General features: G+C 52.7%; 14 protein-coding genes and 1 pseudogene. 7 read left to right on the top strand and 8 right to left on the bottom strand.

Translation table 11 applies throughout. The features are described 5' to 3' along the window. Positions 1-79: 79 nt before the first annotated feature. A complete protein-coding gene (locus EKN38_RS25550) occupies positions 80-1,438 on the bottom strand; it encodes an esterase-like activity of phytase family protein (RefSeq protein WP_014830527.1) in 1,359 nt (452 codons plus the stop codon). Positions 1,439-1,840: 402 nt separating this feature from the next. On the opposite strand from EKN38_RS25550, the gene EKN38_RS25545 reads away from it, so the two are divergent. Both EKN38_RS25545 and EKN38_RS25540 read left to right on the top strand, forming a co-directional pair. Beyond that, positions 1,841-2,386: a YfaZ family outer membrane protein gene (locus EKN38_RS25545; RefSeq protein WP_013095440.1), complete on the top strand. Its 546-nt coding sequence runs from the start codon at positions 1,841-1,843 to the stop codon at positions 2,384-2,386. Continuing rightward, positions 2,386-2,706 carry a hypothetical protein gene (locus tag EKN38_RS25540; RefSeq protein WP_013095439.1) on the top strand — a complete coding sequence of 107 codons (321 nt, stop codon included), beginning with the start codon at positions 2,386-2,388 and terminating at the stop codon, positions 2,704-2,706. Before EKN38_RS25545 ends, EKN38_RS25540 begins: the two co-directional genes overlap by 1 nt. Positions 2,707-2,748: 42 nt before the next feature. Here EKN38_RS25540 and EKN38_RS25535 read toward each other — a convergent pair whose 3' ends face one another. Then, entirely contained in the window at positions 2,749-4,119 is a 1,371-nt protein-coding gene (locus tag EKN38_RS25535) for an NAD-dependent succinate-semialdehyde dehydrogenase (protein WP_014830526.1), read from the bottom strand. A gap of 137 nt (positions 4,120-4,256) precedes the next feature. Between EKN38_RS25535 and EKN38_RS25530 the strand changes: the two genes are divergently transcribed. From EKN38_RS25530 to EKN38_RS25515, 4 genes and pseudogenes are all read left to right on the top strand, one after another. Next, a complete protein-coding gene (locus EKN38_RS25530; RefSeq protein ID WP_014830525.1) occupies positions 4,257-5,000 on the top strand; it encodes a helix-turn-helix transcriptional regulator in 744 nt (247 codons plus the stop codon). Between the two features lie 48 nt (positions 5,001-5,048). Next, positions 5,049-5,696 carry a LysE family translocator gene (locus tag EKN38_RS25525; protein ID WP_014830524.1) on the top strand — a complete coding sequence of 216 codons (648 nt, stop codon included), beginning with the start codon at positions 5,049-5,051 and terminating at the stop codon, positions 5,694-5,696. A 101-nt stretch (positions 5,697-5,797) separates the two neighbouring features. After that, positions 5,798-6,334 (top strand): annotated as a pseudogene (locus EKN38_RS25520) (restriction endonuclease); the annotation flags it as partial. 67 nt (positions 6,335-6,401) lie between these two features. Next, the gene (locus EKN38_RS25515; RefSeq protein ID WP_014830522.1) at positions 6,402-7,334 is read left to right on the top strand and encodes a hypothetical protein; all 933 of its coding nucleotides are present in this window, start codon (positions 6,402-6,404) and stop codon (positions 7,332-7,334) included. 59 nt (positions 7,335-7,393) lie between these two features. On the opposite strand, the gene tssD is transcribed toward EKN38_RS25515, so the two are convergent. The 3 genes from tssD to EKN38_RS25500 are packed head-to-tail and all read right to left on the bottom strand — an operon-like array spanning position 7,394 to position 8,760. Continuing rightward, the gene (gene tssD / locus EKN38_RS25510) at positions 7,394-7,885 is read right to left on the bottom strand and encodes a type VI secretion system tube protein TssD (protein WP_014830521.1); all 492 of its coding nucleotides are present in this window, start codon (positions 7,883-7,885) and stop codon (positions 7,394-7,396) included. Further along, on the bottom strand, positions 7,886-8,398 hold the full coding sequence (locus tag EKN38_RS25505; protein ID WP_014830520.1) for a hypothetical protein: 513 nt from the start codon (positions 8,396-8,398) through the stop codon (positions 7,886-7,888). Beyond that, a complete protein-coding gene (locus EKN38_RS25500; protein ID WP_071841828.1) occupies positions 8,398-8,760 on the bottom strand; it encodes a tlde1 domain-containing protein in 363 nt (120 codons plus the stop codon). The genes EKN38_RS25505 and EKN38_RS25500 overlap by 1 nt, the downstream gene beginning before the upstream one ends. Before the next feature lie 245 nt (positions 8,761-9,005). Here EKN38_RS25500 and EKN38_RS25495 point away from each other — a divergent pair, with 245 nt between their 5' ends. Further along, positions 9,006-10,277, top strand: a complete 1,272-nt coding sequence (locus EKN38_RS25495; protein WP_014830518.1) for a DUF445 domain-containing protein — start codon at positions 9,006-9,008, stop codon at positions 10,275-10,277. Here the strand turns inward: EKN38_RS25495 and EKN38_RS25490 are convergent. Genes EKN38_RS25490 through EKN38_RS25480 form a run of 3 tightly spaced genes read right to left on the bottom strand, consistent with a single transcriptional unit; the run spans position 10,274 to position 12,874 of the window. Then, positions 10,274-11,350 carry a DUF2955 domain-containing protein gene (locus EKN38_RS25490; protein WP_014830517.1) on the bottom strand — a complete coding sequence of 359 codons (1,077 nt, stop codon included), beginning with the start codon at positions 11,348-11,350 and terminating at the stop codon, positions 10,274-10,276. The genes EKN38_RS25495 and EKN38_RS25490 overlap by 4 nt on opposite strands. Then, positions 11,340-12,407 (bottom strand): HlyD family secretion protein, encoded by a 1,068-nt coding sequence (locus EKN38_RS25485; RefSeq protein WP_118283638.1) that lies wholly within the window; start codon positions 12,405-12,407, stop codon positions 11,340-11,342. The genes EKN38_RS25490 and EKN38_RS25485 overlap by 11 nt, the downstream gene beginning before the upstream one ends. After that, on the bottom strand, positions 12,404-12,874 hold the full coding sequence (locus tag EKN38_RS25480) for a MarR family winged helix-turn-helix transcriptional regulator (RefSeq protein ID WP_013095432.1): 471 nt from the start codon (positions 12,872-12,874) through the stop codon (positions 12,404-12,406). The genes EKN38_RS25485 and EKN38_RS25480 overlap by 4 nt, the downstream gene beginning before the upstream one ends. Positions 12,875-13,022 lie beyond the last annotated feature (148 nt).

Below are 13,022 nucleotides of genomic sequence, written 5' to 3'. Positions count from 1 at the left end.
GGTCCTCCGTGCAGGCATTATTTTATGGGGATCCCTCTCCCTTTGGGAGAGGGTCAGGGTGAGGGATGAGGGGCAAACCTTATTTCACCGCCTCCGGCAGCGTCACAATCCATAGTTCACTGTCAGACTCCGGTTTCTCCAGCGGCTTCACGCTGAGGGTCGTCTCAACCGGCTTATCATCCAGCGTCAACTTTCCTTCCGCGTTCACCCGATAATCCTTGAGCTTCTTGCCCTCGACCGGATGTTGCATCGCCACTTTCACGCCAAAGTCGTTATCGTTCGCCACCGCCAGCGTTTTGCTGTCGATCAGCGCCAGCCCTTCGGCCTTTTCCTGCTGCCAGCCCAGGGCGCGCAGATCAACAACCTGCGTTTTCTGCGCAAGGGTAATGCCGCGCTGTGCCAGAGTTTTTTCATCATTAAACTCTGGATATTCGCCCGGCTTGTCGAAGCCTGACAGGTCGCTCGCCTTACTGAGATCGACCTTGTAAATCAGGTTACGCATTCCGTCGTTTTTATCACTTCCCTGTTCGATCAGCAGGATGTGCTGGTTATCGAGCGCCACGATGTCGCCGATTTTAGCGTCGCTGTTTTTGCTGTAGGCCGCGCTGTCGATGGGATAACCGTACATCGCAGTTTTTCCGCTTGCCGGGTCAAAGCTCACCAGACGGGTAAACAGCGCCTTTTTCTTGCTCTTGCCGTCGATATCCAGCGTACTTTGCACGGCAGCAATAATGCGCCCGTCCGGCATACGGGTGAGGCCCTCAAAGCCCCGGTTCGCCTGACGCCATTTGAGGATATTTGGCAAACCGTCCGCAATCGCTTTTTCCCCTTCCGCCGCCTGCGGGCCGTGGATCGCCAGGATTTTCCCTTTACTGTCGATGTTAATCAGGAACGGACCATACTCATCGCACAGCCAGAAACCGCCTTTACCGTCCGGGGTGATACCTTCCGTATCCAGCCCGCGATTGTCGCCCTTCAGTGCCTTTAACGTGTCGCTGAAGGCCACTTCATTGGTGGAGCCAATCACGTCGCTTTGCAGCGGCAGACCGTTAATCTCGCCCTTATCGTCATGCAAAGGACGGGCATCAATGGCCTCCGCTTTGCCGTTTTGAACACGAATCGTCATCAGCAGCGGCGCGAAATCTGGCGTAACGAAAATTTTGGCTTCGTTTTTACCCACTTTCGGTGAATCCGCGTTCGGACCGCGATCGGTAATGGTTGCGAAGGTCAGGGCATCGCCCTGTTTACCGGTAAACAGCAGGCCAGAACCTATCCCAACCGGAAGGCCGTTCGGGAAGGCACTGGCAAACGCGCCGGTGTAGTTCACGTGCGTACCTTCAGGAAAACTGACGACATAGCGCTCAGCCGTAGGCTGCACCGCGAGGGCCGAGAAAGAGAGCGCACAACCGATTAGCACAGGAATAATTTTTCTTTTCATATTGTTAGCATCCATAAAGTGAAGCTCACACCGTAAAGAAGAAACGTGTCAGGAAAATGACATCGAATGGCAACATTGCGCGGGCCGGAGCTCCAAAGAAATGTAAAGCTCTGTTGTTATCTGTAACAGTGGAAACATTTCTGGAAATTATTAGAAACCCAATTAATTCGCTGCGAACCACTCTTTCTGCTCTCGTTCAGATTATGTTTAGCTAAAAAAATAAATACTTTCTAAACGCCAAATCATTACCCGTTGACGGCTTCGCAACCCAACACTCTCGCAACACCTCCAAATTAAAAAATTAACAAACTCAGCATAAAACGGCGACTTTCATCACATTTGCAGTCATTAACATCGCTTGTTAAGGTGCGCCCAGATTAAATTGATGACGAGGCATATGAGATGAAAAAACTGAATATCCTTCTTTTGACTGCGTTGACTGCTGTATCAGGTTCTGCACTGGCTCTGGGTGGCAGCGTTGAGCAGGGTAAAAACTTCACCAACCTCAACCTGGAGATGGGTAAATCCTCATCCGGCCTGTATGTGGAAAGCAACTGGCTGAAAAACACCGATGACGGTACGCAGACCGGCGGTGTGGGTGCGGGTTATAACCTGGGTCTTGGCCCGGTCATGCTGAACGCGGGCGCAAAAGCTATCTATATCGGCCCGAAAAAAGGCGATAACGGCGTGGCGTTCCCGATTGGTGGCGGCGTAAACGTTGCCCTGACCGACAGCATTCATCTGTATGGTGAAGGCTACGTGGCACCAGAAGGGATGAACAACAGCGTGAAAAACTACGTTGAAGCCAACGGCGGCGTAAGCTGGACGCCAGTTACACCAGTGACCCTGAAAGTGGGTTACCGCCACGTGAGCGTTGATGGTAAAGACGGTCGTCCAGGCCACACCCTGATTGACGGTGCCTATGTTGGCGGTGGAGTCACCTTCTGATGAAACACCGCATTACCGCGCTTTGCGTTCTGAGCCTCACGCTTCTGCTCACCGGCTGCGTCCAGTACAAATGGGTGAAACCGGGCGTCAGCGACGCTGAAATGAACAAAAAGCTCACGGAATGTGAAGCGCAGGCGCTGATCGATCTGCCCCCGGATAACGTCGTGACCGGTTCGGACTCGGAAAAAACGGATCTGAAGAACAAGAAAAAGGATATTTCCACGAGCTACACGGTTGAAGACGCCAATGAGGATCGCAGGGCGACCCTCGTAGACAGCTGCATGTTCAAAAGCGGCTGGGATAAAATTGAAGTGCAATAATCTCTAAAAAAACCTGCCGGCTGGCAGGTTTTTTATTACCGCTTACTTACGCACCACCACCAGCTTCTGGTTGACAAACTCTTTGATCCCCAGATCCGACAGCTCGCGTCCGTAACCGGAGCGCTTCACGCCGCCGAACGGCAGCTCTGGCGCGGTATCGGTGAGCCAGTTGATATACACCATTCCGGTCTCAATCCGTGACGCCATTTTCTTCGCGCGTTCAATATCCTGACTGAACACCGCACCGCCCAGTCCGTAGTGAGAGTCGTTCGCCAGGGCGACCGCCTCGTCATCGTTTTTCACCACATAGATCTGCGCCACCGGGCCGAAGAACTCCTCGAAGTACGCCGGGTTGTCGCGGGAGATATTCGTCAGGATCGTCGGCTCAAAGAAGCTCCCGTCGCGCTGCACCGGTTTACCACCATAGTGTAACGTCGCGCCCTTTTTCACCGCCTCGTTGACCTGTTTTGTCAGCGTTTCGAGCGCATCTTTAGACGACAGTGGACCAAGCGTGGTGCTTTCATCCAGCGGGTCACCAATTTTTACCTGCTTAAAGGCGTCGGTGAATTTGCTCAGGAAAGCATCGGCAATTTTCTCATGCAGGATAAAGCGCTTCGCTGCGGTACAGACCTGACCGGCGTTGTTGAGTCGCGCGTTCACGCCTGTCTTCACCGCTTTATCGAGATCCGCGTCGTCCAGCACCACGAAAACGTCGTTACCGCCCAGCTCAAGGGTGGATTTCTTGATGTGCTTCGCCGCCTGCGCGGCCACCACGCTGCCCGCTTTCTCAGAGCCGGTTAGCGCGGCCCCCTGTACGCGGTCGTCAGCGATGATGTTCGCCACCTGCTCAGACGAGATAAAGAGGTTGGTCCACGCCCCTTCCGGCGCCCCTGCCTCACGCACCAGATGGGCGAAGGTCTCGGCACAGTGCGGCACGATGCTGGCATGTTTAGCCAGAACCGGATTACCCGCCGCCAGGTTCGGTGCCAGAACACGCATTAGCTGATAATACGGGAAATTCCACGGTTCCACGGCCATCAGCACGCCGATGGGGTGATGCTCCACCCACGCTTCCCCGAGTTCAGACGGGTACTTCACCGGGGCCAGGAACTGCTTCGCGTTATCGGCATAGTAGCGGGCGATTTGCGCGCACAGCTTCACCTCGCCGCGGCTTTGTTCGATGAGCTTACCCATCTCCTGACTGGCAATTTTAGCCAGCTCCTCGGTGCGTTCGTCGATCAGGTCGGCAAGCTTATGCAGCACCGGCAGGCGCTGATCAATATCACCTTTCGCCCACTGCGAATGGTAAAGGGCGTCGGCCGCTTTCAGCGCCGCTTCGATATCCGCGTCGGTATGAGAGGGATATTCTTTGATGAGCTGGTTGGTGGCAGGATTTACTGTCTGATAAGCCATATCGAATCTCCATGTTTTACCGCTTAGGGTAGTAAGGGTAGACAACATGACGGGTGATGGACGTAAAGTTGGGTATATCCGGAAGGTTCTTAGTGGGGCCAGGGCATGGTATAAAAATGTTCCTGACAGGAGCGCCTATGACCCATACCCGACACATCCGCCAGACCTTTAACCGCCTTCCGGGCCTTGAGCTGCGCAGCACCTGGCAGAGTACCGTGGCGTATAAACGTCATTGTCACCCCCAACTCTCGATTGGCGCGATAATGGAAGGCCAGACCTGCTGCCGGTGCAATGACACGCAGTACATCCTCCGCCCAGGCGATCTCATCGTGATCCCGGCGCATGTGCCGCACAGCTGCAACCCCGTTGCGGGACAGCCCCGCAGCTATCATATGCTCTATATCGACACGGATTATCCCCTGGCAGAACAGGTCATTCGCGACAGCACGCTGTTTGCTCTTTACCTGAACGTTGTTGAGAACATGTCGGCTAATTCCCTGAACATGCTGATTACTGCCCTTCCGCGCTGCGCCAGCCGCACGGGTGAGCTACGCTCAACCAGCCAGCACATCCAGCAGGCGTTTCTTGCCGATTTAACCAGCCCGCCGTCACTCGACGACCTTGCCCACCGCTTCTCGCTGCGCAAAGAGACGCTGATCCGCACCTTCAGGCAGGACACTGGCCTCACGCCGGGCAGCTTTCTCAACATCTCCCGCGTGGAATACGCCAAAGCGCGGCTGCGTGCCGGGGATGATATTGCCGATGTCGGCTACCAGAGCGGGTTTGCCGATCAGAGCCATTTTCATAAGACCTTTGTAAGCTATACCGCCGCCACGCCGCGCCAGTACGCCACGGGCCGATCAATATCGGACAATAAATAGCGTTTGCATCGCCGTAGTCTGACCTCGGTTTTTTACACAGAGGTTGCTATGGAACTGTTATTCCCTTCCGCTTTTCTCGCTCTGGCGCTGGCGCATTTTGTCGCCCTGTTAAGCCCGGGCCCGGATTTCTTCCTGCTGGTGGGCTACGCGGCGCGCTACCGGGTGCGCGGCAGCGCTGGATTGTGCATCGGCATCGCCGTGGGTAACGGGTTGTATATCCTTCTGGTGATTATTGGCTGGAGCGCGCTGCGCCAGTTTACGTGGCTGTTTACCCTTATCGAGCTTTGCGGGGCACTGTACCTGCTGTGGATTGGCTCGCATCTGGTGCGCAGCCGCCCGCAAGCGCTGGCGCTGAATGAAACCCACCAGCGCTTCCCTTCACTGCGTAAGCAGATCCTGCTGGGACTTGGCTCGGCGTTGTTAAATCCAAAGAACGCCCTGTTCTATCTGGCGCTGATGACGGCGTTACTGGGGCCGGACGTCACGCTACTGCAGCAGGCGACCTGCGGCGTCTGGATGGTGATGGTGGTGCTGGTGTGGGATCTGGCGCTGGTATCACTGATGGGGCTGCCCGCGGTGCAACAGAAGCTCAGCCGTGCGCTGTGGTTGATTGAGCGCACGGCGGGGGGCGTGCTGATGGGGTTTGGTGGGTGGGTGCTGTGGCAGCTGCTATCAAATAGTGTTTTGCCCATATAGAAAACAACGCCTTCATTGCCTTACAAAATAAGTGACTTAGCTATTAGTATTTCTTCCCTGACGTGGCAAGCTAAAGCCACAGCAATCGTTAAGGGAACAACGTGAAAAATTACAAAGTCATCACGCCACTTTTTCCAACCTATGCGCAGGTTCAGGCAATGATGAAAGCCGTCTCCGGCTATTCAGTAAATTCTGTACGTAACATGATCAATGCAATACAGGAACAAACCGGTACGCCGCAAAAGCCGGTCGACTGGTCCGAACCCGATATGTGGATCAACGAACGCCTGAAAGGCGAAGACGCTGAGATCGCGCTGAAAATCTGGAACCAGGATAACCATATCCTCAATCCCCGTCATAGTTACGGTTGCTATTTGTTTCTTAACTCTTCTGTTTTCGAACTGATGGAAACGACGCCGAAAGATACCTGGGAACCCACCCAGCGCGGGCATCAATTCCTGAATGATGATGACGCCACACTACGCGCGCTGGACGATAAAGAAGGGTTACTGCAACTTCTTGAACTGCTTGCTGGACGTGAAATGTCCCGTCGTGCTGACTTACTCCCGGAATGGCAGGCTTTTTTACATCAGCATTCAAAGTTCTCTTCTACCAGTTCCATCAAAAGCACACTCTATGTAACTTCATAAATCATTTTGGCAAAGAGTGTTCTTACGGTGCAACAATGATTATAAGGAGCATGTTATGGCAGAAGGATTAAAAATGTTTTACGCGCGTGATGCGCGCAATATACACTCTCATATTCCTGTAGCAGATATTAAAGAGAGTGAAAGAGACAGGCTGATATGTGAGTTCTGCCCCGCTAAAATTAGCTGGGTCAAGGCTCACAAACGTAACGGTAAGAATATTTCAGCGTTCTTACGTTTACAGAAAAACGAGGAACATACTTTCGATTGTAAAAACAGCGTCAAATCAGCAATCACTTCTCTTGTCGCTCATTCACAGAATATTGAAGACGGAAAACTTCTTCTCGAAGCGCAGGATTCAGCGTTTATCTTCCGAATGAACGTCCTTATTGAAGCCAGTGCAGCCCTAAGAAAAGCCAGTTTTACACCAGATGAAGAAGCCGATTCGGAAGAGAAAGCACGCAAGCGAATTCGATATAAGAAAACAGAAAAGCGTCTCGCTGATTACTTTAATACGGCTGCAGGCATTGCCAAAATCAGAGCAAAAATTGAGGAAAGTAGCGATAAGAAAACACTATCTGACCTGGTGAAGATAGATTATAACGGCAAGAAAATTAGCTGGAATGACTTTTTCTATGATGAAGACCGTTATCCCATCCTTTTTAAAAAAGCCGAGAAAATCGCTCATCCCGTCGCAATTCTTATTACTGTTAAACAAGCACAGAAACACATTAATACTGAAAGAGGCAGTTTCTGCTCCCTCAAAGGAGAGTTATGTACACTGGAGCATGAGGATAAAAGCAAAGAGTTTTTCGCTCCAGGTTTAACCTGTAACGATACTACCTTTTTTGAAAACCTCGGAGCTAAAGACGAGATTATCGTTATCGGTAAAGTACGTCCAACAATTAAGCAATGGGGTGAAGGGAAAATCTTTAAGAACTTAAACATTAATGTTTTCAATAAAAAACAAATTACACGGTTAAAAGATTGAAATACAGCAGACATTTCACCCTGGCTACGGGAAACCGTCTCTCTCCCGTAGCCAGTTAATCAAGCCCCTAACCGATAATCCCAGTCATCCGAATGAATAACGTTACCGTCACGGTAATGCCAGGTAATCTTTTCATAACGAAGCGCAACAAGCTCAAGATGCCCTTGTTTGTCATGGTAAGTATCTTTCACGTCATGCATCACTGAAAACACCGTGACGACCTTCACCGCTTCCAGCGTTATCGTAAAATAGGTTTCTTCTTGCCCGGCATCATTGATTCTATACAGGTCGATAGTTGCTTTCCTGAGCGTGCCCCCCGTGCTCAATGCTTTATACAGGAGAACGCTAGAGGCATCAATTTCCTTCTCGATTAGAAATGGACGATGCTGCCGTTTGCTCAACATTCTGCCATTATGCAGATCAGAGTTATAGCTTACGTTATGATAGAGGCCTAAAACTTCAATCTGATTTTCACGGTCTTTAACTCTCACGCTACCTTTTATAATATTACCCGCATCGTCAATTAATGACATATATCCTGGAATGGCCATTTAAATATCCTTATCGAATGGAACAGAGTGTTCAACGGTTTCGATCATAACGGCGAGACATCTTTTACCCGCCGGATTTTTAATCTTAAACATCTCCCTGATTGAATCGACAATAAGTTTATTACTCTCTGCTTCTGTCTGGGGGAAATTGGCAAAAGCGCAAACCTGTTCAATAGTGAGTAACGGTTTATCATCCTTTAAAATTGCCAAAACACCCGCTGGGTTATGCGGGATGGCTTCAGAAAGTGCCGCCTTTAGATCTTCGGCCGTACTGGCATCGACCCCAGATTCAAGCTCACTCGCTACGACTAACCATTCCTGACTTCCTTTACCGATCTCTAGAATGACATGATTCCACCATTCAGACCCACCGCTATCATTAGCATACAATTCTGCTACAACACGCCTTGCACCTTTATCGTTTATCATCTGGATAATCTGCGCTGGAGTGTAGCTTTTGGCCTGGAGAGTCATCGGGAAAGACATGAATATTAGCGCAATCAAATACTTCATTACCGCACCACCAGTATTGTATCACCCGACTCATAAATCATATGACGCTTATCCTGGCCGTTCATAATGATGCATCCTGCTGATGCAGAACCTGGTGGTTGACCTTTTTTATCTCCATGGATTTGAAAATGGTCTCTACCAAATGTATTGGTACCAGCAATAGGTTCAAGAATAATGGCTTCTGCGCTTTTATGGTTATTCCACCCTGAGATAAAATAAATACCCCGTGGAATGGGCCCTTTGTTCCGTTGTCGCTCACACTCAGGCTTATCTTTCGACTCACCAGCACCGCTATAGCAGTTAGCAACAAATTCGCCATTGTGACTTAATACCCCTGTCGATACTTTGTATTCCCATGTCATTAATAACCCCTCCTTTCACGAATAGTTCTTTATATTATGACTAACAAGAGAGTTAAATTTACCTCAACGGTCACAAAATCTTTTATCTGAGAATAGAGGAGCACAAAAAACATAGAAAAATTAATAATAAATAATTCCAATGCATATATTTTTAATATAATAGCGGTCTGTTTACTCAATGAATACATCTTCCCCCCTTAACACCAGCTTTGCATTTTTGGTTCACTTACCTCTATCCTTAACCCATGGAAAAAATCGCTGAACTCAAACGCGCCAAGCTGCTGGCGCTGTCGCTGCTGCTGATTGCCGTCGCGGCGTTTATCACCACCCTGTTTCTGCCGCAAACCTTCTGGGTGCGCGGCGTGAAGGCCATTGCCGAGGCGGCGATGGTTGGCGCGCTGGCGGACTGGTTTGCGGTCGTCGCGCTGTTTCGCCGGGTGCCCATTCCGTTTATCTCGCGTCATACGGCGATTATCCCGCGCAATAAAGACCGGATTGGCGATAATCTCGGCCAGTTCGTGCAGGAGAAGTTTCTCGATACCCAGTCGCTGGTGGCGCTGATCCGCCGCTATGAACCGGCGCAGATGATTGGCAGTTGGTTCAGCAAGCCCGACAATGCCCAGCGTGTCGGGTTGCATCTGATGCAGGTGATGGGCGGTTTTCTGGAGCTGACCGATGACGGGCGCATTCAGCGCCTGCTCAAACGGGCGGTGCATAAGGCCATCGACAAAGTGGACTTCACCGAAACCAGCGCGGTGATGCTGGAGAGCATGACCCGTAACAATCGTCATCAGGCACTGCTGGACGCCATCATCAACCGACTGATTACGCTTATCCAGCGGGACAGCACGCGGGAATTTATTGCCGACCAGATTGTCCACTGGCTCAAGACCGAGCATCCGCGCAAGGCGATGGTGCTGCCCACCGAGTGGCTGGGCGACCAGAGCGCGGAGATGGTGTCGAACGCGGTGAATAACCTGCTGGACGATATCAGCCACGACCGCACGCACCAGATCCGCCAGGCGTTTGACCGCGCCACGCTGAAGTTTATCGACAACCTGAAAAACGATCCGGAGATGGCCGCGAAGGCAGAGAACATCAAGCACTACCTGAAGAACGATGACGCGTTTAACCGCTATCTGGGTGAAATGTGGGCCGACCTGCGTCAGTGGCTGAAAGCGGATATGCAACGTGAGGATTCACGCGTGAAGCAGCGCATCGCCAACGCCGGGCTGTGGTTTGGCGAAACGCTGCTCGCTGACGCCAGCCTGCGGGCATCGCTGAACGAGCACCTGGAGCAGGCGGCGCACCGCGTGGCACCGGATTTCGCGGTGTTTCTCACTCGCCATATCAGCGACACGGTCAAAAGCTGGGATGCCAAAGACATGTCCCGCCAGATCGAGCTTAATATCGGCAAAGATTTGCAGTTTATCCGCGTCAACGGCACGCTGGTGGGCGGGACGATTGGTCTGATCCTGTTTTTACTCTCGCAGTTGCCCACTGTGCTTACGCATTAATCCGCTTTGGGCGGCGCAATGACGTAGCGCGTCGCCTCAAAGCGATTGAGGATCAAGTGCACCAGAAAAACCATCGTCAGCGTCGCCACCAGCGAAAAAGTGACGGACGTGATGCGATACAGATCGCTGAACACAAGGTCGCTGTCCGGGTGCATGTTCTGCCCGAACATAATGCCGATGGTGGTAATACTGGAAAACCCCACTCCGGCACCGACTTTCTCCATCACATGCAGGCGCGCGCCAAACGCCAGACCGAGTCCGATCAGCGGCATCATCAGCAGCATATGGCTGCTGTGATCGTAGAGGATAAGCTGGACGACCAGAATATAGAGACAGCCCAGCACCACGCCGACCACGCGCCAGATAGAACTCATCACCGCGCCACGATAGTGCATCGGGAACAGAATCAAAATCCCCGCCATCAGCGCCGAGAGTGAATCGCTCAAATCGCTCATCTGAAAAACGACGAAAATCATCGTCGCGACGGTGCCGGAGAGCAGCGACTCATGGCGAACCCGGGCGGCGTCTTTTTCGATCAGCGGCGGGGGCCTACGCGGCTCAACATCCGGCAGCAGGTAGTTCATCAACGCGCTCAGACACACCGCCATTACGCTCGCTTCGATGTTGGAGAACAAAAGCGTGTGCCAGTTGGTGGTGGGGTAGCTCATAAAGTTGAGCATCACGCTCTGGCATACCACGCCCATTGAGCCGAACAGGAACAGCGGCCCCTTACTCATAAAGCGAAAACGCATGACATACAGCGCAAAAACTACCAGCGTCATGATCACCGGCCACTGGGACAGATAGCCGATGATAATCACCATTTCGACGCAGTTCAGCGATGCGCTGAAGATAAACTGCTTCGCCACATGGCGGTTAAATACCGGCACCAGCGAAAGGAGCATGATCGGGTACACTACGAAAAACACGCCGTAGCTGGTGTTGTAGAAACTCGAAATGCTCAGGGCGATCATCCCGGCGAAGACGATGCGCAGGGTCTGGCGGAAGTCATTGGCCGTGTAAACGATGTTGCCGTGCGGGGTAAAGACCCGCGCCAGGGTGCTAATAGACATAGTGGAGCAGGCTCACCAGGTGGATTTGCATCCCGGAGAAGAAGCGCGCAAACGGCCCTTCGCTGTTGTAGAGCTGCACGGTGGCGCGAGCACCGGTCGGGAGCGGCTTCGGCAGCGCCTCATCCAGCGCCACGTGAATACGCATTCGCTGGGCATCGCGCACCCAACGGTTAGACGTTTCCGGGGCGGACAGTTCGCCGCTCACCGCCTCCTGTCCGGCAAGGATCCCCGCATCACTGCTGGTCACGTGGGCGCGGAAAACCTGGCCCGGAAAGGCGTCAAACACCACGGCGGCATCGGTCCCCTGACGGGTGTGACGCAGACTCTTCTCACGAAAATCCGCCACAATATCGGTCTGGTTATTCACCAGCGCCAGCGCGGCCGAGCCGGACGAGGCATAAAATCCGGGGCTTAGTTGCAGGTTGCTGACCGTGCCGTCCGCCTGGGCGTAAACTTTCGTCCAGCCGAGGTTCAGCTCCGCCTCATCCAGTGCGTTACGGTATTTTTGCAGCGTCACGTTGCGGTGCTCTTCCCGCTCGCCGCGCTGGATGCGCAGGTTATGGATGTTCGCCTGAATCGAGCTCACGGACTGCTCGCTGCTCTGCCAGGTGGTACGGACCTTATCCAGATCCGCCTGCGAAACGTTCTGTAACGTGCTCAGCTTCTGGTAGCGGTCAAAGGTCACTTTGTCGTTACGCGCGGTCAGCACGGCGGTTTTCAGGCTGGCCTGGGCGGCGGCGATCTGCGCGTCCAGCTGTTCATTGGACAGGCGTGCCTGCTCAAGCGCGATTTGCGCCGCTTCCACTTTATTGCGAAACGGCGTGTCATCCAGCTCAAACAGCAGGTCGCCCCGCTTCACCTGGCTGTTGTTGTGTACGTGCACGGCCGACACATACCCGGAGACGCGCGGAGAAACCGGCGTCACCACGCGCATCACGGTGGAGTCCGGCGTCAGCGGGATCCAGATATCGGCGACGACAAAGTAGACAAACATCAGCAGGAAAGAGGCAATACTCACCCTTACCCAGCGGGCAAACTTTTGTTCAGGAGTCATTATTTTTCGGTCTTGTTATCTTCTTCGCGGATTGTCCGCAAATTGCAGGCGATTTGATTCAAGGTGGCGCTGAAAATTTCGATATGCTCAGGCGCGATGTTTTGCGATACGCGCGTCTGGTACGTCTCAATCACCTGGGTGAGCCTTTTTAGTATGGCTTTTCCCTCAGGCGTCAGCGTCAGAAGCCGGATGCGCTTGTCATACGGCGATACGGTGCGCAGCAGGTATCCCTGCTTTTCCAGCTGTGTCAGGGTGCGCATCAGCGGGGGCAGTTCAATGCCCTGCACCTCCGCCAGCTCACTCACCGAGACGTTATCCCCCAGTTGATGAAGCTGCATCATTACCGTCCAGCTCGACTGGGTTAACCCGGTATCGAGAATGGCGTCGTCAATAACGGCGCGCCACTGACGCACGATCATCGCCATCCGCATGCCCATCGGCCTGCGGCAAAACAGTTGTTCTTCACTCATGGGGGGACCTCTCGAAACACGTCGTCAAGATAATAGTTATCAGGGTAAGTATCAAGAAACGAGAGGCAAAAGCGCAGGAATTGCGAAAGAATATCTCCCTCTCCCGGCGGGCTGAGGGATCCCCATAAATAATGCCTGCACGGAGGCC

The organism is Enterobacter sp. WCHEn045836, assembly GCF_003965585.1.
Taxonomy (GTDB): domain Bacteria; phylum Pseudomonadota; class Gammaproteobacteria; order Enterobacterales; family Enterobacteriaceae; genus Enterobacter; species Enterobacter dissolvens.
Note: the sequence above shows the minus strand (reverse complement) of the source record. Positions and strands in the feature narration are given on the sequence as shown.

Excerpts from the sequence above, each read along its gene's own strand:
- EKN38_RS25500 (WP_071841828.1), bottom strand. The coding sequence starts at position 8,760 with ATGACATGGGAATACAAAGTATCGACAGGGGTATTAAGTCACAATGGC.
- EKN38_RS25490 (WP_014830517.1), bottom strand. The coding sequence starts at position 11,350 with ATGTCTATTAGCACCCTGGCGCGGGTCTTTACCCCGCACGGCAACATC.
- EKN38_RS25515 (WP_014830522.1), top strand. The coding sequence starts at position 6,402 with ATGGCAGAAGGATTAAAAATGTTTTACGCGCGTGATGCGCGCAATATA.
- EKN38_RS25495 (WP_014830518.1), top strand. The coding sequence starts at position 9,006 with ATGGAAAAAATCGCTGAACTCAAACGCGCCAAGCTGCTGGCGCTGTCG.
- EKN38_RS25480 (WP_013095432.1), bottom strand. The coding sequence starts at position 12,874 with ATGAGTGAAGAACAACTGTTTTGCCGCAGGCCGATGGGCATGCGGATG.
- EKN38_RS25505 (WP_014830520.1), bottom strand. The coding sequence starts at position 8,398 with ATGAAGTATTTGATTGCGCTAATATTCATGTCTTTCCCGATGACTCTC.
- tssD (WP_014830521.1), bottom strand. The coding sequence starts at position 7,885 with ATGGCCATTCCAGGATATATGTCATTAATTGACGATGCGGGTAATATT.
- EKN38_RS25530 (WP_014830525.1), top strand. The coding sequence starts at position 4,257 with ATGACCCATACCCGACACATCCGCCAGACCTTTAACCGCCTTCCGGGC.
- EKN38_RS25525 (WP_014830524.1), top strand. The coding sequence starts at position 5,049 with ATGGAACTGTTATTCCCTTCCGCTTTTCTCGCTCTGGCGCTGGCGCAT.
- EKN38_RS25535 (WP_014830526.1), bottom strand. The coding sequence starts at position 4,119 with ATGGCTTATCAGACAGTAAATCCTGCCACCAACCAGCTCATCAAAGAA.
- EKN38_RS25550 (WP_014830527.1), bottom strand. The coding sequence starts at position 1,438 with ATGAAAAGAAAAATTATTCCTGTGCTAATCGGTTGTGCGCTCTCTTTC.
- EKN38_RS25545 (WP_013095440.1), top strand. The coding sequence starts at position 1,841 with ATGAAAAAACTGAATATCCTTCTTTTGACTGCGTTGACTGCTGTATCA.
- EKN38_RS25540 (WP_013095439.1), top strand. The coding sequence starts at position 2,386 with ATGAAACACCGCATTACCGCGCTTTGCGTTCTGAGCCTCACGCTTCTG.